Source organism: Pseudomonas sp. 8AS (genome assembly GCF_902506505.1).
Classification (GTDB): domain Bacteria; phylum Pseudomonadota; class Gammaproteobacteria; order Pseudomonadales; family Pseudomonadaceae; genus Aquipseudomonas.
This window is the reverse complement of record NZ_LR733406.1, coordinates 2,223,981-2,243,924: the sequence shown is the minus strand read 5'-3', so window position 1 is coordinate 2,243,924 and position 19,944 is coordinate 2,223,981. Positions and strand designations below refer to the sequence as shown.

Annotated in this window: 17 protein-coding genes; 7 read left to right on the top strand and 10 right to left on the bottom strand. The window is 66.2% G+C overall.

Annotation, left to right across the window (positions count from 1 at the left end; genetic code table 11):
- Positions 1 to 4 precede the first annotated feature (4 nt).
- The 5 genes from nqrE to GV001_RS10450 are packed head-to-tail and all read right to left on the bottom strand — an operon-like array spanning position 5 to position 4,626.
- Entirely contained in the window at positions 5 to 613 is a 609-nt protein-coding gene (gene nqrE / locus GV001_RS10470) for an NADH:ubiquinone reductase (Na(+)-transporting) subunit E (protein ID WP_160079560.1), read from the bottom strand.
- Complete coding sequence (locus GV001_RS10465) at positions 613 to 1,287, bottom strand: NADH:ubiquinone reductase (Na(+)-transporting) subunit D (protein ID WP_178091853.1); 675 nt, start codon at positions 1,285 to 1,287, stop codon at positions 613 to 615. Before GV001_RS10465 ends, nqrE begins: the two co-directional genes overlap by 1 nt.
- Complete coding sequence (locus GV001_RS10460; protein ID WP_160079558.1) at positions 1,284 to 2,084, bottom strand: Na(+)-translocating NADH-quinone reductase subunit C; 801 nt, start codon at positions 2,082 to 2,084, stop codon at positions 1,284 to 1,286. Before GV001_RS10460 ends, GV001_RS10465 begins: the two co-directional genes overlap by 4 nt.
- Entirely contained in the window at positions 2,077 to 3,285 is a 1,209-nt protein-coding gene (locus tag GV001_RS10455; RefSeq protein WP_160079557.1) for an NADH:ubiquinone reductase (Na(+)-transporting) subunit B, read from the bottom strand. Before GV001_RS10455 ends, GV001_RS10460 begins: the two co-directional genes overlap by 8 nt.
- A gap of 3 nt (positions 3,286 to 3,288) precedes the next feature.
- A complete protein-coding gene (locus GV001_RS10450; RefSeq protein ID WP_160079556.1) occupies positions 3,289 to 4,626 on the bottom strand; it encodes a Na(+)-translocating NADH-quinone reductase subunit A in 1,338 nt (445 codons plus the stop codon).
- Positions 4,627 to 4,893: 267 nt separating this feature from the next.
- On the opposite strand from GV001_RS10450, the gene GV001_RS10445 reads away from it, so the two are divergent.
- Positions 4,894 to 5,451 (top strand): chalcone isomerase family protein, encoded by a 558-nt coding sequence (locus GV001_RS10445; RefSeq protein ID WP_160079555.1) that lies wholly within the window; start codon positions 4,894 to 4,896, stop codon positions 5,449 to 5,451.
- Between the two features lie 65 nt (positions 5,452 to 5,516).
- On the opposite strand, the gene GV001_RS10440 is transcribed toward GV001_RS10445, so the two are convergent.
- Both GV001_RS10440 and GV001_RS10435 read right to left on the bottom strand, forming a co-directional pair.
- On the bottom strand, positions 5,517 to 6,983 hold the full coding sequence (locus GV001_RS10440; RefSeq protein ID WP_160079554.1) for a glyceraldehyde-3-phosphate dehydrogenase: 1,467 nt from the start codon (positions 6,981 to 6,983) through the stop codon (positions 5,517 to 5,519).
- 196 nt (positions 6,984 to 7,179) lie between these two features.
- Entirely contained in the window at positions 7,180 to 8,529 is a 1,350-nt protein-coding gene (locus tag GV001_RS10435; RefSeq protein WP_160079553.1) for an amino acid permease, read from the bottom strand.
- Positions 8,530 to 8,765: 236 nt separating this feature from the next.
- Between GV001_RS10435 and mfd the strand changes: the two genes are divergently transcribed.
- Complete coding sequence (mfd, locus tag GV001_RS10430) at positions 8,766 to 12,206, top strand: transcription-repair coupling factor (protein ID WP_160079552.1); 3,441 nt, start codon at positions 8,766 to 8,768, stop codon at positions 12,204 to 12,206.
- A gap of 12 nt (positions 12,207 to 12,218) precedes the next feature.
- Positions 12,219 to 12,743 (top strand): CsiV family protein, encoded by a 525-nt coding sequence (locus GV001_RS10425; RefSeq protein ID WP_160079551.1) that lies wholly within the window; start codon positions 12,219 to 12,221, stop codon positions 12,741 to 12,743.
- Positions 12,744 to 13,369: 626 nt separating this feature from the next.
- Here GV001_RS10425 and GV001_RS10420 read toward each other — a convergent pair.
- Genes GV001_RS10420 through GV001_RS10410 form a run of 3 tightly spaced genes read right to left on the bottom strand, consistent with a single transcriptional unit; the run spans position 13,370 to position 15,835 of the window.
- Positions 13,370 to 13,576 carry a hypothetical protein gene (locus GV001_RS10420; RefSeq protein ID WP_160079550.1) on the bottom strand — a complete coding sequence of 69 codons (207 nt, stop codon included), beginning with the start codon at positions 13,574 to 13,576 and terminating at the stop codon, positions 13,370 to 13,372.
- Between the two features lie 36 nt (positions 13,577 to 13,612).
- Entirely contained in the window at positions 13,613 to 14,527 is a 915-nt protein-coding gene (locus GV001_RS10415; protein ID WP_160079549.1) for a response regulator, read from the bottom strand.
- Positions 14,528 to 14,530: 3 nt separating this feature from the next.
- Positions 14,531 to 15,835: an ATP-binding protein gene (locus GV001_RS10410; RefSeq protein ID WP_160079548.1), complete on the bottom strand. Its 1,305-nt coding sequence runs from the start codon at positions 15,833 to 15,835 to the stop codon at positions 14,531 to 14,533.
- A 265-nt stretch (positions 15,836 to 16,100) separates the two neighbouring features.
- Here GV001_RS10410 and eat point away from each other — a divergent pair, with 265 nt between their 5' ends.
- From eat to GV001_RS10390, 4 genes are all read left to right on the top strand, one after another.
- Entirely contained in the window at positions 16,101 to 17,471 is a 1,371-nt protein-coding gene (gene eat, locus GV001_RS10405; RefSeq protein WP_160079547.1) for an ethanolamine permease, read from the top strand.
- A 78-nt stretch (positions 17,472 to 17,549) separates the two neighbouring features.
- Positions 17,550 to 18,944, top strand: coding sequence for an ethanolamine ammonia-lyase subunit EutB (locus GV001_RS10400; RefSeq protein WP_160079546.1), 1,395 nt, complete (start codon positions 17,550 to 17,552; stop codon positions 18,942 to 18,944).
- Complete coding sequence (eutC, locus tag GV001_RS10395) at positions 18,944 to 19,705, top strand: ethanolamine ammonia-lyase subunit EutC (protein WP_160079545.1); 762 nt, start codon at positions 18,944 to 18,946, stop codon at positions 19,703 to 19,705. Before GV001_RS10400 ends, eutC begins: the two co-directional genes overlap by 1 nt.
- A gap of 51 nt (positions 19,706 to 19,756) precedes the next feature.
- A complete protein-coding gene (locus tag GV001_RS10390; protein WP_160079544.1) occupies positions 19,757 to 19,924 on the top strand; it encodes a DUF2897 family protein in 168 nt (55 codons plus the stop codon).
- Positions 19,925 to 19,944 lie beyond the last annotated feature (20 nt).

Sequence of the window (19,944 nt, the reverse complement as noted above, 5' to 3'; positions counted from 1 at the left end):
CTCCTTACAGCTGAATGCCGCCGAAGGACATGAAGCCCAACGACATCAGACCGATGGTGATGAAGGTGATGCCCAGGCCCTGCAGGCCTTCGGGAACATCGCTGTACTTGAGCTTCTCGCGGATGCCGGCCAGCAGGGCGATGGCCAGGGCCCAGGAGAAACCGGAACCCAGGCCGTAGGTCACGCTCTCGGCCAGGTTGTAGTCGCGCTCCACCATGAACAGCGAGCCGGCCATGATGGCGCAGTTCACCGTGATCAGCGGCAGGAATACGCCGAGGGCGTTGTACAGCGAGGGCACGTATTTATCGAGCAGCATCTCGAGGATCTGCACGATGGCGGCGATCACCCCGATGTAGCTGAGCAGGCCGAGGAAGGACAGGTCCACTTCCGGCAACCCGGCCCAGGCCAGCGCGCCTTCCTTGAGCAGGTAGGTGTACAGCAGGTTGTTGGCTGGCACCGTAATGGCCTGCACCACGACCACGGCGATGCCGAGGCCGATGGCGGTTTCCACCTTCTTGGAGATGGCGATGAAGGTGCACATGCCGAGGAAGAAGGCCAGTGCCATGTTCTCGATGAACACGGCCTTCACGAACAGGCTGAGGTAATGCTCCATCAGTAGGCCTCCTTATCCGAAACCTGCGGGGCCATGCGCAAGGCCGGCGCCTCTTTCTGTGCCGGCTTCCAGCTGCGCAGCGCCCAGATGATCAGACCGATCAGGAAGAATGCCGAAGGCGGCAGCAGCAGCATGCCGTTGGGCTGGTACCAGCCGCCGTCGTTGACGGTGGGCAGCACGCTATAGCCGAGCAGCTTGCCGGCGCCGAACAGCTCGCGGATCACGCCGAGGACGATCAGCATGGCGCTATAGCCCAGGCCGTTGCCGATGCCGTCGAAGAACGACAGCAACGGCGGGTTCTGCATGGCGAAGGCCTCGGCGCGGCCCATGACGATGCAGTTGGTGATGATCAGACCGACGAATACCGACAGCTGCTTGGCCAGGCTGAAGGCGAAGGCCTTGAGGATCTGGTCCACCACGATCACCAGCGAAGCGATGATCACCATCTGCACGATCATGCGGATCGAGCTGGGGATCTGGCTGCGGATCAGCGAGATGAACAGGTTGGAGAAGCCGGTCACCAGGGTCAGGGCAATCGACATCACCAGCGCGGTCTTCAGGTTGGAGGTCACCGCCAGGGCCGAGCAGATGCCGAGGATCTGCAGGCCGATGGGGTTGTTGTGCACGATCGGGTCGAGCAGCACGCTCTTGATGGTGGGTTGCGACATGCTCAGGCCTCCCCTGCTTTCTGGGTAAGGAGCTTCAGGTTGGCCAGCAGCGGGCCGAAGCCGTTCTCGCCGAGCCAGAAATGCAGCAGGTTGTTGACGCCCTTGCTGGTCAGGGTCGCACCGGCCAGGCCGTCGACCTGGTGGCTGGCCTTGGCCGACTGCGGATCAACGCTGCCCTTGATGATTTCCACGGCAAGCTGGCCCTGCTCGTCGAACAGGGTCTTGCCGGACCACAGGGCCTTCCATTTCGGATTGTCCACCTCGCCACCGAGACCCGGGGTTTCGCCATGCTGGTAGAAGCCGAAGCCGACCACGGTATTGAGATCGCCCTTGACGGCAATGAAGCCGTACAGGGTCGACCACAGGCCGTAGCCACGCACCGGCAGGATCAGGGTGTCCAGCGCGCCGTCCTGCTCCACCATATAGACGGTGGTGAGGTTCTCGCGGCGCTTGATCGAGGCGATGTCCCGCTCGGCAGGCAGGGCCTGGGACAGCTTGGGGTCCTTGGCCGCCTTGAGCGGGTCGAAGCTGGCGGCATCCTGGGTGTCGCTGAAGGCGCCTTTGTCCAGGTCCACCACGCGGGCCTGGATGCGTTCGGCGAACAGCGCCTTCACCTGCTTGGCGGACATGCCCGCCTCGCCCAGGCCGGCGATGGCCAGGATGCTGCGCTGCTTGTCCAGCTGGCGGTTCTCCGCCTGGGTCGGCTTGAGCGCCACGGCCGCGCCGGCGACGAACACCGAGCAGACCAGGCACACCAGCACCGCCACGGTCAGGGTACGGACGGTCGATTCTTTATTAGCCACGGGCGAGCCTCCGCTTGATGTTGGCCTGCACCACGAAATGGTCGATCAGCGGGGCACAGAGGTTGGCGAACAGGATCGCCAGCATCATGCCTTCCGGGAAGGCCGGGTTGACCACACGAATCAGCACCACCATGACGCCGATCAGCGCGCCGAAGATCCACTTGCCGGTGTTGGTCATGGACGCCGACACCGGGTCGGTGGCCATGAAGATCATGCCGAAGGCGAAGCCGCCGACCACCAAGTGCCAGTACCAGGGCATGGCGAACATGGGGTTGCTGTCGGAGCCGATGGCATTGAACAGGTAGCTCATAGCGACCATGCCCAGCATCACGCCGGCGACGATGCGCCAGGAAGCGATCTTGGTCAGCAGCAGGAAGGCACCGCCGATGAAGATGGCCAGGGTGCTGGTCTCGCCCATGGAGCCCTGCTCCAGGCCGACGAAGGCATTCCACCAGGTCAGGCCGTTGGCCACGACCTGCTCCATGCCGCTGGCGGCAGCCATGGACAGCGCGGTGGCGCCGGCAAAGCCGTCCACCGAGGTCCACACCGCATCGCCGGACATCTGCGCCGGATAGGCGAAGAACAGGAAGGCGCGGCCGACCAGGGCCGGGTTGAGGAAGTTCTTGCCGGTGCCGCCGAACACTTCCTTGCCGATCACCACGCCGAAGCTGATACCCAGGGCCACCTGCCACAGCGGGATATCCGGCGGCAGGGTCAGGGCGAACAGCACGGAGGTGACGAAGAAGCCTTCGTTGACCTCGTGGCGGCGGATGGAGGCAAACAGCACTTCCCAGAAACCGCCGACGATGAAGGTGGTCAGGTACACCGGCAGGAAGAAGGCCGCGCCCTGGATGAAGTTGTCCCACACACTGCTCGGATCGAAGCCCGCCAACGCGCCGACCAGGCCGAAGCGCCAGCCATCCTGGGCCGCCAGCAGCTCGGCGTTGCCGGCGAAGATGCTGTTGGCCTGGTAGCCGATGTTCCACATGCCGAACAGCATGGCCGGGAAGGTGCACAGCCAGACGGTGATCATCATGCGCTTGAGGTCGATGCCGTCGCGCACGTGGGCGGTGCTCTTGGTCACGCTGCCCGGGCGGTAGAAGAAGGTGTCGACCGCTTCGTACAGGGCGTACCACTTCTCGTACTTGCCACCCTGCTCGAAGTTATGCTCGATCTTGTCGAGGAATTTACGCAGTGCCATGGGTCAGCCCTCCTTCTCGATGCGAGTCAGGTTGTCCCGCAGGATCGGGCCGTACTCGTACTTGCCGGCGCACACGTAGGTGCACAGGGCCAGGTCTTCTTCGTCCAGCTCCAGGCAGCCGAGCTTCTGCGCCATCTCGGTGTCGCCGACGATCAGGTAGCGCAGCAGCTGGGTGGGCAGAATATCCAGCGGCATCACCGCCTCGTAGTTGCCCACCGGCACCATGGCGCGCGGGCTGCCATTGGTGCTGGTGTCCATGGCCAGCTTGCGGCCACCCATCAGCTTGGACACGAAGATGTTCAGCACCGAGTGCTTGTTCACTCCGGCGCGCAGGTAGTGCAGCAGCTCGCGCTCGCGGCCCTCGTGCAGGCAGGAGACCTGCACGTGGTAGCGGCCCAGGTAGGCGAAGGCGCCACGCGAAGTACGGCCGCCCAGCACCGAACCGGAAATCACCCGATTGTGCCCGGCCTGCAGCTCGCCGGCAGTGAGTTCTTCCAGGCTGGCGCCCAGGCGTGTACGCAGCAGACGCGGCTTGTCCACCACCGGGCCGCCCAGGGCAACCACGCGCTCGGGATCGATGCGACCGCTGGTGAACAGCGCGCCGACGGCGATCACGTCCTGATAGCCGATCTGCCAGACGCTCTTGCCGGCGGAAACCGGATCGAGGAAATGGATGTGAGTACCCGGCAGGCCGGCCGGATGCGGGCCGGCGAAGGCCTCGGCCTGCACCCCGGCGGTGCCCTCGCCGGCCAGGTTGACACCCTCGGCCTTGCACAGGAACACCTTGGCCAGACGCGCCAGCACCTTGAGACCGTTCTCGAAGTCGGCCGCACGTTCGGCGATCACCACGGCCGGATCGGCGGCCAGCGGGTGGCTGTCGATGGCGGTGACGAAGATCGAGCTGGGTACGGCGTCGATGGCCGGCACCTTGCTGAACGGACGACTGCGCAGCGCGGCCCACAGGCCGGATTGCTGCAGGGTGTCGCGCACCGCCTGGGGTTCCAGGCTGGCGAGCTGGGCGGCGTCATGGCGGGCGAACTCGACGGCATCATCGCCTTCCAGGTCGATCACCACCGACTGCAGCACGCGCTGCTCGCCGCGATGGATGGCGCTGACCACGCCGGCACCCGGCGCGGTGAAATGCACGCCCGGGTTCTTCTTGTCGGAAAACAGCAGCTGACCGAGCTTGACCCGGTCGCCGACCTGCACGGCCATGGTCGGCTTCATGCCGTGATAGTCGCAGCCCAGCACGGCCACGCTGCGCACCGCCCGAGCCGCCTCGATACGCTGCTCGGGAGCGCCGGTGATGGGCAGATCCAGCCCAGATTTTATTTTGATCATTGAGCGATCCAAACACTGAAACCAGTGTTTCTGCAGAGTCGGAACACAGCCGGAAAGCCTAAACAAGCACCAGACAGCCGCTCTGCAGCGGCCGCCAAATGCCAGGCCCCGGGGTGAAAAGGCTTGGGATTATAAGAAGATAAAACGGAACTGCCCACCCGCCAGTGCCAATCCAGACCAATCAGTCGTAACACCAAGCAACAGCCGCCACCTTGACGCCGACTGCAGCTCTGGCAAAAAGAGCCATCACCCCGACGAATCACTGCCATGCACCGAATGCTGCTCATCCTCCTGCTGCTGACCAGCAGCCAACTGCAGGCCAACAGCGAGCGCCTCGACGAGGCCGCCTTCAGTGAACGCTACCAACAGGCCGGCATCAGCCTGGTGCGCAAGAATCAGGCTCTGCTCACCTACCTGTGGGCCGATGTCTATGCCGCGGCCTTTTACGCCGAAGCCACGATCACGCCTTCTCAAGCCGCCAGCCAGCCGGCCAGACAGCGCCTGGAGCTGTACTACTACCGCGACATCGCCAAGGAAGATGTGATCAAGGCCGCCTGGGTCACCCTGGAGCGCCAGCACAGCTCCGCCCAGCTGGCAAAACTGAAAAACGAGCTGGACGCCCTGCACGCCACCTTCCGCGACATCCAGCCTGGCGACCGCTACGCCCTGAACTACAGCCCCGACGCCGGCCTGACCCTGGAGCGCAATGGCAACGAAGTATTCCGCAGCAGCAATACCGAACTGGCCCGCACCTACCTGGGCATCTGGCTGGCTCCCGAAGGCCTGTCGGACAGCCTGCGCGAACAACTGCTGACCGAGCGCTGAGCGTACCAGGCACTGAAATGCAAAACGGGAGCCGAGGCTCCCGTTTTGCTTGACGCTGTCGCGGCTTAGCGCGGGAAGGCAGGCGGGTTGACCCCGGCCATTTCTTCCATCACGCGGACCACCTGGCAGCTGTAGCCGAACTCGTTGTCGTACCACACGTACAGCACGACACGGTTGTCGTTGACGATGGTGGCTTCGGCGTCGACCACACCGGCGTGGCGCGAGCCGACGAAGTCGGTGGACACCACTTCCTGCGACTGGACGAAGTCGATCTGCTTCTGCAGATCCGAATGCATGGCCATCTGGCGCAGGTATTCGTTGATCTCTTCGCGGCTGGTGGCCTTTTCCAGGTTCAGGTTGAGGATGGCCATGGACACGTTCGGCGTCGGTACGCGAATGGCGTTGCCGGTCAGCTTGCCTTTCAGTACCGGCAGGGCCTTGGCAGCGGCAGTGGCGGCACCGGTCTCGGTGATCACCATGTTCAGCGGCGCGCTGCGACCACGGCGATCGCCCTTGTGGAAGTTGTCGATCAGGTTCTGGTCGTTGGTGTACGAGTGCACGGTTTCAACGTGGCCGTTGACGATGCCGTACTGGTCGTTCACTGCCTTGAGCACCGGCACGATGGCGTTGGTGGTGCAGGAAGCGGCCGAGATGATCTTGTCGTCGGCGGTGATTTCGCCATGGTTGATGCCATGCACGATGTTTTTCAGCGCGCCCTTGCCCGGCGCGGTCAGCACCACGCGATCGACACCCGGACAGGCCAGGTGCTGGCCCAGGCCGTCGGCATCGCGCCAGACACCGGTGTTGTCGACCAGCAGGGCGTTCTTGATGCCGTACTGGGTGTAGTCGACTTCCTTCGGGTCCTTGGCGTAGATCACCTGGATCAGGTTGCCGTTGGCAGTCAGGGTGTTGTTGGCTTCATCGATGGTGATGGTGCCGTTGAACTTGCCATGCACCGAGTCGCGGCGCAGCAGGCTGGCGCGCTTGACCAGGTCATTGGTCGCGCCCTTGCGCACAACGATGGCACGCAGGCGCAGGCCGTCGCCACCACCGGTCTTCTCGATCAGGATGCGCGCCAGCAGGCGGCCGATGCGACCGAAGCCGTACAGCACCACGTCGGTGCCTTCGCGGCCGGAACCGTTCTGCTTGCCCACCACGTCGGCCAACTCGTCCTTGACGAACTGCTCGACGCTGCGGCCAGCGCCTTCGACCTTGAACTTGCTGGCCATCTTGCCCAGGTCCACGGAAGCGGCGCCCAGCTTGAGCTCGCCCATGGCCTTGAGGATCGGGAAGGTATCGTGCACCGACAGTTCGCCCTGATCAGCCAGGCGGTGACGGGCGAAGCGGTGGGCTTTGAGAATGTCGATCACCGAACGGTTGATCAGACCACGGCCGTAGATCGAGGTCACCACACTGTTGTTGCGGTAGAGCTGGCCAATCATCGGAATCATCGCTTCTGCGAGGGCTTCGCGATCGATCCACTCACCGAGACACTGGTCGGGCTTCTGAGTCACGGGCAATACCTTCCACATGTAGGGGCTGAAAAAAGGGGCTACATTATGACGGCGCACGCGCGCCTGAGCAATGCGCGCCTGTCGCCACCCCAGCGCCCGCCTCCCGCCCTTAAGCGCCCGAGGCGTTCTGGGCCGGCAAAAGCCCGGACAGCCGGCAAGTACGCCCCCCCGAACCGGCAGGCACCGAATTGGCCCGCCGCCCCCGGACATCGGCTCAGGCAGATGCCGCGCGGCGGTCGGCGCGGTCGTTGCGCCATTTGATCCAGACATGGACCGGGATGCCGGCAAGCAGCAACAGGGTGCCCAGGTAGACCGTCTCGGCACCGGCACCGTAGATTGCCCAGCAGCTGTAGAAAAAACCCAGCCCACCGAGCAGAGCGACCTTGAACAGGGCCGCCCCCTGCAACCCCTCCCGGCCCTTGAGGCGGATCATCAGCTCAGCCAGCGCACAGAAGGCGTAAGGCACCAGGCTGGCCATGACGGCCAGCAGGATGATCGCGTTGAACGCGCCGACCAGGCCGTGGGCGAAGTTCATCGCCACCAGGATCGAGGCCAGCAGATTGGAAAACACCAGCGCATTGGCCGGCGTGCCGAAGCGCGACAGACGCCCCATACTGCGCGGAAATACCCGATCCAGCGCGGCGCCATAGGGCACCTGGCCGGTCAGCAGGGTAAAACCGTTGAGGGTGCCGAAGGTGGCGATCACCGCCCCGACAGCCACCAGCACGCCGCCGACCTCACCCCACATCGAACGCGCCACATCGGCCAGCGGCGCGCTGGAGGCCGCCAGCTGATCGGCTGGCAGCACCCCCATGGCCACCGCCGACACGGCCATGTACACGCTGGCCGCCAGCAGCACGCCGAACAGGGTGGCGCGCGGAATGGTCTTCGCTGGCTCGACGACCTCGCCGGCCGGTACCGTGGCCGACTCCAGCCCGAGGAAAGCCCACAGCGTCACCGCCGCCGCCGCGGAAATCGCCGCCAGGTCGGACTGTTCGCTGCGATTGAGCACGGCGAAGTGGGCAGGCTCCACCCACCACCAGCCCAGTACGCCGATCAGCAGCAGCGGCACCAGCTTGAGCACGGTGGTCAGCACCTGCACGGCCCCCGCCTCCTTCACCCCGCGCACGTTGATCAGCGTCAGCAACCAGATCGCCGCCAATGCCGTCAACAGGCTGTAGCCCGAAGACTCACCGATCACCGGGAACAGGTAGCCGACATAGCCGGCCAGCGCCACCGCCACCGCGGCATTGCCGGTCCAGAGGGTGATCCAGTAGCCCCAGGCGATGAGGAATCCGGCGAATTCGCCATAGCCCGCCTCGGTATAGGCGTAGGGGCCGCCGGTCTTCTGCACCAGCTGCGACAACCGGCCGAAAAGGATCGCCAGCACCAGCGCGCCACAGGAGGTCAGCAGCCAGCCGGCCAGGGAGATCGGGCCGTAGGGTGCCAGCGAGGCCGGCAGCAGGAAAATCCCCGAGCCGATCATGTTGCCCACCACCAATGCGGTGCAGGCCATCAGGCCAAGCCCCTTGGCGGCAGAAGCAGACGACTGTTGTTCAACCATGGACGCACTCCTTGAGTCGGTTGGCTGCAGTGTAGGCCGCCCCATGCAGGGCAATGCAACAGCGCAAGAGCACCAGCGGGCGCAGCGCCCAGCCAAGCCCCGCCGGATGCCTGGCGGCACGCCAACCGGCCACCCGGCAGGCTCCGGCGCCTGCATGCCCAGCCGCGCAGCTGGCTCGCCCGCCACCCTGCACTTGGTTACAATCGCGACCCTGTTCCCCAGCCGTAGTGCCACCCGTGTCCGTACTGCACCTGCCGAAACTACCCGCCGCCAGCGGCAAGCAGCATTGGGGCAACCTGCCCGGCGCCGCGCTGAGCCTGGCGATTGCCGAAGCCGCCAGCGCCGCCAAGCGCTTCACCCTGCTGCTGACCGCCGACAGCCAGAGCGCCGAACGGCTGCAGGAAGAACTCGCCTTCTTCGCCCCGGAACTGCCGGTGCTGCACTTTCCCGACTGGGAAACCCTGCCCTACGACCTGTTTTCGCCGCACCAGGACATCATTTCCCAGCGCATCGCCGCGCTTTATCGCCTGCCGCAGCTCAAGCACGGCGTGCTGGTGGTGCCGATCAGCACCGCCCTGCACCGCCTGGCGCCAACGCGCTTCCTGCTCGGTTCCGGGCTGGTGCTGGATGTCGGCCAGAAGCTGGATGTCGACGAAATGCGCGCGCGCCTGGAAGCCGCCGGCTACCGCTGCGTGGATACCGTCTACGAACACGGCGAGTTCGCCGTGCGCGGCGCGCTGATCGACCTGTTCCCGATGGGCAGCGAGACGCCGTTTCGCATCGACCTGTTCGACGACGAGATCGAGACCCTGCGCACCTTCGACCCGGAAACCCAGCGTTCGGTGGACAAGGTCGAGTCGATCCGCCTGCTGCCGGCCCGCGAGTTCCCGCTGGACAAGAAGTCCGTCACCGATTTCCGCGGCCGCTTCCGCGAGCGTTTCGACGTGGATTTCCGCCGCTGCCCGATCTACCAGGACCTCTCCACCGGCATCACCCCGGCCGGCATCGAGTACTACCTGCCGCTGTTCTTCGAAGAAAGCGCCACCCTGTTCGACTACCTGCCGGCCGACACCCAGGTGTTTTCCCTGCCCGGCATCGAGAAGGCCGCCGAACACTTCTGGGTTGATGCGCGCAGCCGCTATGAAGAGCGCAAGGTCGACCCCGAACGCCCGCTGCTGCCGCCGGCTGACCTGTTCCTGCCGGTGGAAGACTGCTTCGCCCGCCTGAAGCACTGGCCACGGGTGGTCGCCGACCCGGCCGATATCGAGACCGGCGTCGGCCGCGAACGCTTCGACGCCCGCGCCCTGCCCGACCTGGCGATCCAGGCCAAGGCCAGCGAGCCGCTGGCGGCGCTGCGTCGCTTCATCGAGGAATACCCCGGCCGCGTGCTGTTCTGCGCCGAATCGGCGGGCCGCCGCGAGGTGCTGCTGGAACTGCTCGCCCGCCTCAAGCTGAAACCGCTGGAAGTCAGCGGCTGGCCGGAGTTCGCCGAGAGCAAGTCGCGCCTGGGCATCTGCATCGCGCCGCTGGATGAAGGCCTGCTGCTCGACGACATCGCCCTGATCGCCGAGAGCCCGCTGTTCGGCCAGCGCGTGATGCAGCGCCGTCGCCGCGAGAAGTCGCGCGATGGCGGCGACAACGTGATCAAGAACCTCACCGAGCTGCGCGAAGGCTCGCCGGTGGTGCATATCGACCACGGCGTCGGCCGCTACCTGGGCCTGGTCACCCTGGAAATCGACGGCCAGGCCGCCGAATTCCTCGCCCTGATGTACGCCGAGGAAGCCAAGCTCTACGTGCCGGTGGCTAGCCTGCACCTGATCGCCCGCTACACCGGCAGCGACGACGCCCTCGCCCCGCTGCACCGGCTCGGCTCGGAAACCTGGCAGAAGGCCAAGCGCAAGGCCGCCGAACAGGTACGCGACGTCGCCGCCGAGCTGCTCGACATCTATGCCCGCCGCGCCGCCCGCGAAGGCCATGCGTTCAAGGACCCGGCCGCCGACTACGCCACCTTCAGTGCCGGCTTCCCCTTCGAGGAAACCCCGGACCAGCAGAACGCCATCGACGCGGTGGTGGCCGACATGCTCGCGGCCAAGCCGATGGATCGCCTGGTGTGCGGCGACGTCGGCTTCGGCAAGACCGAAGTGGCCATGCGCGCCGCCTTCGTCGCCGTGCACAGCGGCCGGCAGGTGGCGGTGCTGGTGCCCACCACCCTGCTCGCCCAGCAGCACTACAACAGCTTCCGCGACCGCTTCGCCGACTGGCCGGTGACGGTCGAGGTGATGAGCCGCTTCAAGTCGGCCAAGGAAGTCAACGAGGCCGTGGCCAAGCTGGGCGAAGGCAAGATCGACATCGTCATCGGCACCCACAAGCTGCTGCAGGACGATGTGCGCTTCAAGGACCTGGGCCTGTGCATCATCGACGAGGAACACCGTTTCGGCGTGCGCCAGAAGGAGCAGCTCAAGGCGCTGCGCAGCGAGGTGGATATCCTCACCCTGACCGCCACGCCGATCCCGCGCACGCTGAATATGGCGGTCTCGGGCATGCGCGACCTGTCGATCATCGCCACCCCGCCGGCACGTCGGCTGTCGGTGCGCACCTTCGTCATGGAGCAGAACAACCCGACGATCAAGGAAGCCCTGCTGCGTGAACTGCTGCGCGGCGGCCAGGTGTACTACCTGCACAACGACGTGAAGACCATCGAGAAGTGCGCCGCCGACCTGGCCGAACTGGTCCCGGAGGCGCGCATCGGCATCGGCCACGGGCAGATGCGCGAGCGCGAGCTGGAACAGGTGATGAGCGACTTCTACCACAAGCGCTTCAACGTGCTGATCGCCTCGACCATCATCGAGACCGGCATCGACGTACCGAGCGCCAACACCATCATCATCGAGCGTGCCGACAAGTTCGGCCTGGCCCAGCTGCACCAGCTGCGCGGCCGCGTCGGCCGCAGCCACCACCAGGCCTACGCCTACCTGCTGACCCCGCCGCGCAAGCAGATGACCGAGGACGCGCAGAAGCGCCTGGAGGCCATCAGCAACGCCCAGGACCTCGGCGCCGGCTTCGTCCTGGCCACCCACGACCTGGAAATCCGCGGCGCCGGCGAGCTGCTCGGCGACGGCCAGAGCGGGCAGATCCAGGCGGTCGGCTTCACCCTCTACATGGAAATGCTCGAACGCGCGGTCAAAGCCATCCGCAAGGGCGAGCAGCCCAACCTCGACCAGCCGCTCGGTGGCGGCCCGGAGATCAACCTGCGCGTACCGGCGCTGATCCCCGAGGACTACCTGCCGGACGTGCACGCCCGCCTGATTCTCTACAAGCGCATCGCCAACGCCGCCGACGAGGAGGGCTTGAAAGAGCTGCAGGTGGAGATGATCGACCGCTTCGGCCTGCTGCCGGACCCGACCAAGAACCTGGTGCGCATCACCCTGCTCAAGCTGCAGGCAGAGAAGCTGGGGATCAGGAAGATCGATGCCGGCCCGCAAGGCGGACGCATCGAGTTTGCCGCCACCACCTGCGTCGACCCGCTGACCCTGATCAAGCTGATCCAGAGCCAACCCAAGCGCTACAAGTTCGAAGGCGCCACCATGTTCAAGTTCCAGGTGCCGATGGAGCGCCCGGAAGAACGTTTCAATACCCTTGAGGCTCTGCTCGAGCGTCTACTCTCGCAATCTGTTTAAAGGACTGACCCCATGCGCGCGTTCCGCCACTTCACCCTGCTGCTCTGCCTGCTGGCACCGTCGGCCTTCGCCGATGCGCTGTACCAGATCGAGGTCATCGTGTTCCGCCAGGCCGGCCAGCCGGTAGTCGCCAGCCAGCCGGCGCCGGACGACTGGGCCCTGGGCGCCCAACCGATCAGCGCCAGCGAACGCCCGGTGGCGCTGACCGAAGTCGCCGCCAAGCTCAACCCCGGCAGCGGCTACCAGGTGCTGCTGCACAAGGGCTGGACCCAGAGCCTGGGCGCGGTGCCGAGCAAGGCGGCGCTGAGCATCGGCAACGAACAGTTCGGCCACTACCCGGTGGAAGGCGCCATCGCCCTCACCCAGCTGGAACGCCTGGTCGATATCGACGCCAATATCTGGGTCAACCAGTTCGACGCCGACGGCCTGCTCACCGGCAGCGAGCACATGAAGCAGCGCAGCCGCCTGAAGAACGGCGAACTGACCTACCTGGACCACGGCAGCCTGGGCATGCTGGTGAAGATCCAGCCGCTCTGAGACCCGATCACGATTTCTTTGTAGGCTGCGCCAGAGTCGCCACCGCGGAAATCAGCAGGCTGTAGTGGCTGGAATGAACCGGTTCTGCGGCATAGCACTTTGCAGAAGCCCCGCCATGCGGGGCTTTTTCATGACTATGTCCCAATAGCATGTTGTATGCAGCTCCATGGTTTGCAGGAGTGGAAAGCAAATCCGCGTAGCGGCAAGAAAGAGCCATCAAGCAGCTCGGAGCCCGAGTCCCCGTCAGGAGGCCGAGTGGAGGTGTTGTGTAGGGGGACGAGCCGCAGGGATGCGGCAAGAGGCTTAAAGGGCCAGGGATGGCCCTTTAAGCCGGCCCCCGGAGCGACACCGGAGGGAGGGAACCCGGAGCGAAGCGTAGGGCCGGATGCCGGGGCGCACTTCTCTTTGGTTACTTTCTCTTGTGCGAGCAAGAGAAAGTGACTCGCCCGGGTGGGCGAAACCCAAACCATCAGCCCCCTCGGCAATCAGCTCAGCAGGGTGCCCCGAGGCCATCGGGTGCGCACGGCACACCCTACAATGCAGAGCTCGCGCCCATCGCATGCGTCTATTCAACACGCTATTGGGACATAGCCTTTTTCATGCAGCGCAGCGCGGCCGGACTAGGACTAGGAAAGCGCCACGGCCGGCTGGTCGAGCGGCCGTATCAGGCGGCCATCGGCGTCCCGCAGGGGCAGGCGATGCGGGGCCGCCAGACGCTGGCGCAGGCGTTCGACGAACTGGCTGGCCGCCTCTTGCGAACTGAACGGCACGGCGCAGTGGCCGAACTCGACCAGCCAGCCGCGCTCGGCGACCGGGTTCATGCGAATGTCCATGCGAATACTCCTTGTCGATGAGCAGAAGCCCGCGGTTCAGGCGCTGAGCCGTTCGCGCAGGCGGCCGAGCATGCCCAGCAGGCTGCCAACCCGCTCGCGCTCGGGCTGCTCACGCGGCACCTCGGCCAGGCGGGTAACCAGCTGCTGCGGCTGTGCGCGATAGATCAGCGCCTGTTCGGCCGCGGCGCGCAGGCCCTTGTCGAACAGACCGCGGCGGACCGGCTTGGGCAGGTAGCGGAAGATCTGCGCCTGGTTGATCAGCTTGAGCAGCGCCTGGGTATCGCAGAACGGCGTCACCACCAGGCTGAGCAGGCGCGGATGGGCCTGGGCCAGGCTCTTCAGCAGTGGCGCGGTGTCCTCGCCGGCCAGGCGCAGGTCGCTGACCAGCAGGTCGACCCGCTCGCTGTTGAGCACCCGCAGCGCCTCGCCCAGGCTGGCGGCACGCAGCAGGCGGTGGCCGCCGGTCATGCAGAAGGCGCCCACGCAGTCGAAGGTTTCCTCGTCGTCATCCAGCAGCAGCACATTCAACGTCTGCGGCACGGCCGGCAGCGCGCCAGGCGCCGGCAGCTGCTGCTGGCTCTGGGCGATCTGCGCCGCCTGGCGCAGGGTGAAGGCCATTTCCTGCGGGTCCCAGGGCTTGGTCAGGTAGCGGAAGATGCCGCCGCCGTTCAGCGCCTCGATCGCTGCCTCCAGGTCGGAATAGCCGGTCAGCAGGATGCGCATGGCCTGCGGCTGCAGCTCGCGGGCCTGGGCCAGCAGCTCGGCACCGCTCATCTGCGGCATGCGCTGGTCGCTGACGATCACCTGCACCGGCTCATGGCGCAGGCGCTCCAGGGCGCGGCGCGGGTCGCTCTCGGTAAGCACCTCGTAGTCACGGCGAAACTGCAGGGCGAGGCTGCGCAGGATGCGCTCCTCGTCGTCGACGAAGAGGATGCGGATCGGTGGGTTCATGGGTCAGGCGCTCCGTTGCAGGGCGGCAGCCTGGCCATGCGGCAGGCTGATCAGGAAGCGCGTGCCGCGCCCCGGTTCAGACACCACGCGGATGCTGCCGCCGTGGTCCTGGATGATCTTGAAGCTGATCGACAGGCCCAGGCCGGTGCCCTGGCCCACCGGCTTGGTGGTGAAGAACGGATCGAAGATGCGCTTGAGCACCTCCGGCGGCATGCCGCGGCCGTTGTCCTGCACGGAAATCAGCACCTGCTGCGCGTCCGCCCAGCTCTTCAGCTGGATGCGGCCGAAGCCGTCCATGGCCTGGGCCGCGTTGTTCAGCAGGTTGAGCAGCACCTGGTTGATCTGCGAGGGCGCGCAGGCGATGCGCGGCAGCTCACCGAGCTGCTGCTGCACCTCGGCCTTGTCCTTGATGTGGTTGCGGGCGATCAGCAGGGCGCTGCGGATGCAGTCGTTGAGGTCGACCTCCTCGCTCATGGCGCGATCCAGGCGGGCGAAATCCTTGAGGCCGACCACCAGTTCGCCGATCTGCTGCAGGCCGTAGCGGGTGTCGTCGAACAGTTGCGTCAGGTCGTCGCCCAGCAGCTCGGGAGCGGCCAGCGCGCGGGCCCGGGCCGCGCTGTCGAAGGCCTGCGCCAGATCGTCTTCGCTGCAGGCCGGATCGGCCAGGCAATCGCCCAGCCGGGCCTGGGCCTCGGCCAGGTCGAGCAGCGGCGTGGTCAGTTCGCGCAGCAGCTGCAGGTTGTTCGTCACATAGCCCAGCGGGGTGTTCAGCTCGTGGGCCACGCCGGCGACCATCTGCCCCAGCGAGGCCATCTTCTCCGACTGCACCAGCTGCGCCTGGGATTCCTTGAGCTCGACCAGCGCCTGGCGCAGCACCCGGTTGCGCTGGGTCACCCGGCTTTCCATGGCCTTGAGCAGGTCGAGCACGGTGCCCAGGCCGCGATACAGGCCGTGTTCGTCGATCAGGATGAAGTCGTCACGGATCGGCGACTGCAGTTGCGCGGTGATCTGCCGCGCCGCCTCTTCCAGGCTGGTGTGCTGGCTGACCACCAGCGGCGCCGGGTTCATCACCTCGCGTACCGGCTTGCGCCCCCACAGGTCGCGGCCGAAGCGCTGCATGAAGATGTCCTGCAGGGTCGAGCGGCTGACCAGGCCCAGCGGCCGGCCGTGCTCGTCCACCACCGGCAGCGAGAGGAAGGCCTGGTGCTCGGGGCGCAACAACTGGTCGGCCACGTCGCTGATGCTGAGCGTGGCGGGCAAGGGCGAAATCGGCCGCAGCAAATGGGTCAGGGCGGGAACAACATCCATGGAACCAATCCCGAACAGTGCGAATGGCCGGCATTGAAGCAGCACCAGGTTGCCGGCGTGTGACAGCCGTCACGCCGCCGCGGCAGGCGCGCCCGCGCTTCGCCGTGTAGCGAAACGCATCGCGCCGCCCCCGCCGCGCACCACTCTGCAGCAGCCAAGTCCCCCTGGAGCCGGGCAAAGCGCCGGCCGGCGCGGCTTGCGCCGACCTGGCACAGGCAGTGCACTGCCTCGCCCATCTCAGGTTGAATGCACAGGGGAACAGCGCATGACCACACAACTCAAAGCCAGCCTCGGCACCCTGCACCTGTGGGGGATCGCCGTCGGCCTGGTGATTTCCGGGGAATATTTCGGCTGGAGCTACGGCTGGGGCGTGGCGGGCACCCTCGGGTTCCTGATCACCGCGCTGATGGTCGCGGCCATGTACACCTGCTTCATCTTCAGTTTCACCGAGCTGACCACCGCCATCCCCCATGCCGGCGGCCCGTTCGCCTACAGCCGCCGCGCTTTCGGCGAGAAAGGCGGGCTGATCGCCGGCCTGGCCACCCTGATCGAGTTCGTCTTCGCCCCGCCGGCCATCGCCATGGCCATCGGCGCCTACCTCAACGTGCAGTTTCCCGGGCTCGATCCGAAGCACGCGGCGGTCGGCGCCTACCTCATCTTCATGGGCCTGAATATCGTCGGGGTGAGCATCGCCGCCACCTTCGAGCTGGTGGTGACCGTGCTGGCCGTGGCCGAACTGCTGGTGTTCATGGGCGTGGTCGCGCCGGGCTTCAGCTTCAGCAACTTCGTGCTCAATGGCTGGGCCGGCAGCAACGAGTTCGGCCTGCCGGCGATCTCCGGCATCTTCGCCGCCATTCCCTTCGCCATCTGGTTCTTCCTCGCCATCGAGGGCGCGGCGATGGCCGCCGAGGAAGCCAAGGACCCCAAGCGCACCATTCCCAAGGCCTACCTGAGCGGCATCCTGACCCTGGTGGCGCTGGCCCTCGGGGTGATGATCATGGCCGGCGGCGTCGGCGACTGGAGCACCCTAGCCAATATCAACGACCCGCTGCCGCAGGCGATGAAGACCGTGGTGGGCGAAGATTCGGGCTGGCTGCATATGCTGGTGTGGATCGGCCTGTTCGGCCTGGTGGCCAGCTTCCACGGCATCATCCTCGGCTACTCGCGGCAGTTCTTCGCCCTCGCCCGCGCCGGCTACCTGCCCAAGGGCCTGGCCAAGCTGTCGCGTTTCCACACCCCGCACCGGGCCATCCTCGCCGGCGGCGTGGTCGGCATCGCTGCGATCTACAGCGACGGCCTGATCAACCCGCAGGGCATGAGCCTGACTGCGGCGATGATCACCATGAGCGTGTTCGGCGCCATCGTCATGTACATCATGAGCATGCTCAGCCTGTTCAAGCTGCGCAAAACCGAGCCGAACCTGGAGCGCAGCTTCATGGCCCCGGGCTACCCACTGATACCCGGCATCGCCCTGGCCCTGGCGCTGGTCTGCCTGGTCGCCATGGCCTGGTTCAACACCACCATCGGCCTGATCTTCCTCGGCTTCATGGCGGTCGGCTTCGCCTACTTCCAGCTCACCGCCCAGCAACGCGCCGACGCACCGAGCGATGTGCTGCTCAGCGGTGAAGCCGCCTGATAAAAGCTCTATGCTGCAACGCGAGCCCCGGCATGCCGGGGCTCGTTTTTTCACTCGCGCACTCGGCTGGAGCCCGCCATGCCCTTCCAGACCACCGTCGGCAACCAGCTGTACCGCTTCGCCGACCTCAAGACCCTGCTGGCCAAGGCCAGCCCGGCGCGCTCCGGCGACTACCTGGCCGGCCTCGCCGCCGCCACCTACGAAGAGCGCATGGCGGCCAAGCTGGCCCTGGCCGACGTGCCGCTCAAGGCCTTTCTCAACGAGGCGCTGATTCCCTACGAGCAGGATGAGGTCAGCCGCCTGATCATCGACCGCCACGACGCGCACGCCTTCGCCCCGATCAGCCACCTGACGGTGGGCGACCTGCGCGACTGGCTGCTGCTCGACAGCAGCGACAGTGCCACCCTGAGTGCCGTGGCCATGGGCCTGACCCCGGAGATGGTGGCCGCGGTGAGCAAGCTGATGCGCAACCAGGACCTGATCCTGGTGGCCAAGAAGTGCCGGGTAATCACCCGCTTTCGCAACACCATCGGCCTGCCCGGCCACCTCTCGGTGCGCCTGCAGCCCAACCACCCGACCGACGACGTGCGCGGCATCGCCGCCAGCCTGCTCGACGGCCTGCTGTATGGCGCGGGCGACGCCACGGTGGGGATCAACCCGGCCAGCGACTCGCTGCCGACCCTGATGCGCCTGTGGCAGATGATGGATGAGGTGCGCCAGCAGTTCGACATCCCCATGCAGAGCTGCGTGCTCACCCACGTCACCACGCAGATCCAGGCCATCGAGGCCGGCGCGCCGATCGACCTGGTGTTCCAGTCCATCGCCGGCAGCGAGAAGACCAATGCCAGCTTCGGCGTGTCCCTGGCCATCCTCAGGGAGGCCCACGAGGCGGCGCTGAGCCTCAGGCGCGGCACAGTCGGCGACAACCTGATGTACTTCGAGACCGGCCAGGGCAGCGCGCTGTCGGCCGGCGGCCACCATGGCGTCGACCAGCAGACCTGCGAGGCCCGCGCCTATGCGGTGGCGCGCGAATTCAAGCCGCTGCTGGTGAATACCGTGGTCGGTTTCATCGGCCCGGAGTACCTGTACGACGGCAAGCAGATCATCCGCGCGGGGCTGGAAGACCACTTCTGCGCCAAGCTGCTGGGCCTGCCGATGGGCTGCGACGTGTGCTACACCAACCATGCCGAAGCCGACCAGGACGACATGGACAGCCTGCTGACCCTGCTCGGCGCGGCCGGCATCAACTTCATCATGGGCATCCCCGGCGCCGACGACATCATGCTCAACTACCAGAGCACCTCGTTCCACGACGCGCTGTACCTGCGTTCGCTGCTGGGCCTCAGGCGTGCCCCGGAGTTCGACGCCTGGCTGACCCGCATGGCGATCACCGAGCCTTCCGGCGCGCTGCGCGAGATCGGACGCGGCCACCACCTGCTCAAGCAACTGCCCTTCATTTCGGGAGCCGCCTGATGAACGATAAGGACCTGACGCAACACAACCCCTGGGACGAACTGCGCGCACACACCTCGGCGCGCATCGCCCTGGGCCGGGTCGGTGCGAGCCTGCCGACCCGCGAAGTGCTCAAGTTCGGCCTGGCCCACGCCCAGGCCCGCGATGCCGTGCACCGCCCGCTGGATTTCGCCGAACTCAAGCAGCAGCTGCGTCACGCCGGCTTCCGTACCCTGCAGGTGCACAGCAACGCCAGCGACCGGCAGACCTACCTGCTGCGCCCGGATTACGGCCGCCACCTCAGCGAGGAGTGCCGCGCCCGCCTGCTGCACGAACTGGCCGCACCGGAACTGGCCATCGTCCTCGCCGATGGCCTGTCGTCGGTGGCCATCCAGCGCCATGCCCTGCCCCTGCTGGAACTGCTGCGTGAACGCTTCGACACCGACTGGGCCAACACCCCGGTGGTGCTGGCCGAGCAGGGCCGCGTGGCGATTGGCGACGGCATCGGCGAGGCCCTGCGCGCGCGCCTGGTCATCGTGCTGATCGGCGAGCGGCCGGGGCTCAGCTCGCCGGACAGCCTGGGCATCTACCTGACCTACCAGCCGCGGCCGGGCATGATGGACAGCCAGCGCAACTGCATCTCCAACGTGCGCCCCGAGGGCCTGGCCTATGCCCTGGCCGCGCACAAGCTGGAGTTCCTCGCCCGCCAGGCCCTGCGCCTGCAACTGTCCGGGGTCGAGCTGAAGGACGACAGCGGCCTGCAGAGTGTGCCGGGCAACTGACAGCGCGGGCGTACGGGGTTATGGTGGAGTTCTTAACCGAAGGAGAATCCCATGCCCTGGTACGCCTGGCTGATCATCATCCTGGTCCTCGGCTCGATCCTCGCCAGCCTGATGCTGCTGCACGACAGCGCGCGCAAGCTGCCGCTGAGCGAGGAACAGCTCAAGCGCATCCATGCGCGCAATGCCGAGCAGGATGCCAAGGACGCCAAAGACCGCTAAGCACGGTCCACCTGCCTCCG

Coding starts and splice junctions, on each gene's coding strand:
- GV001_RS10435 (WP_160079553.1), bottom strand. CDS start 8,529: ATGGTTGAACAACAGTCGTCTGCTTCTGCCGCCAAGGGGCTTGGCCTG.
- GV001_RS10425 (WP_160079551.1), top strand. CDS start 12,219: ATGCGCGCGTTCCGCCACTTCACCCTGCTGCTCTGCCTGCTGGCACCG.
- GV001_RS10445 (WP_160079555.1), top strand. CDS start 4,894: ATGCACCGAATGCTGCTCATCCTCCTGCTGCTGACCAGCAGCCAACTG.
- GV001_RS10390 (WP_160079544.1), top strand. CDS start 19,757: ATGCCCTGGTACGCCTGGCTGATCATCATCCTGGTCCTCGGCTCGATC.
- eutC (WP_160079545.1), top strand. CDS start 18,944: ATGAACGATAAGGACCTGACGCAACACAACCCCTGGGACGAACTGCGC.
- GV001_RS10400 (WP_160079546.1), top strand. CDS start 17,550: ATGCCCTTCCAGACCACCGTCGGCAACCAGCTGTACCGCTTCGCCGAC.
- GV001_RS10415 (WP_160079549.1), bottom strand. CDS start 14,527: ATGAACCCACCGATCCGCATCCTCTTCGTCGACGACGAGGAGCGCATC.
- GV001_RS10410 (WP_160079548.1), bottom strand. CDS start 15,835: ATGGATGTTGTTCCCGCCCTGACCCATTTGCTGCGGCCGATTTCGCCC.
- GV001_RS10450 (WP_160079556.1), bottom strand. CDS start 4,626: ATGATCAAAATAAAATCTGGGCTGGATCTGCCCATCACCGGCGCTCCC.
- GV001_RS10420 (WP_160079550.1), bottom strand. CDS start 13,576: ATGGACATTCGCATGAACCCGGTCGCCGAGCGCGGCTGGCTGGTCGAG.
- GV001_RS10455 (WP_160079557.1), bottom strand. CDS start 3,285: ATGGCACTGCGTAAATTCCTCGACAAGATCGAGCATAACTTCGAGCAG.
- nqrE (WP_160079560.1), bottom strand. CDS start 613: ATGGAGCATTACCTCAGCCTGTTCGTGAAGGCCGTGTTCATCGAGAAC.
- GV001_RS10440 (WP_160079554.1), bottom strand. CDS start 6,983: ATGTGGAAGGTATTGCCCGTGACTCAGAAGCCCGACCAGTGTCTCGGT.
- eat (WP_160079547.1), top strand. CDS start 16,101: ATGACCACACAACTCAAAGCCAGCCTCGGCACCCTGCACCTGTGGGGG.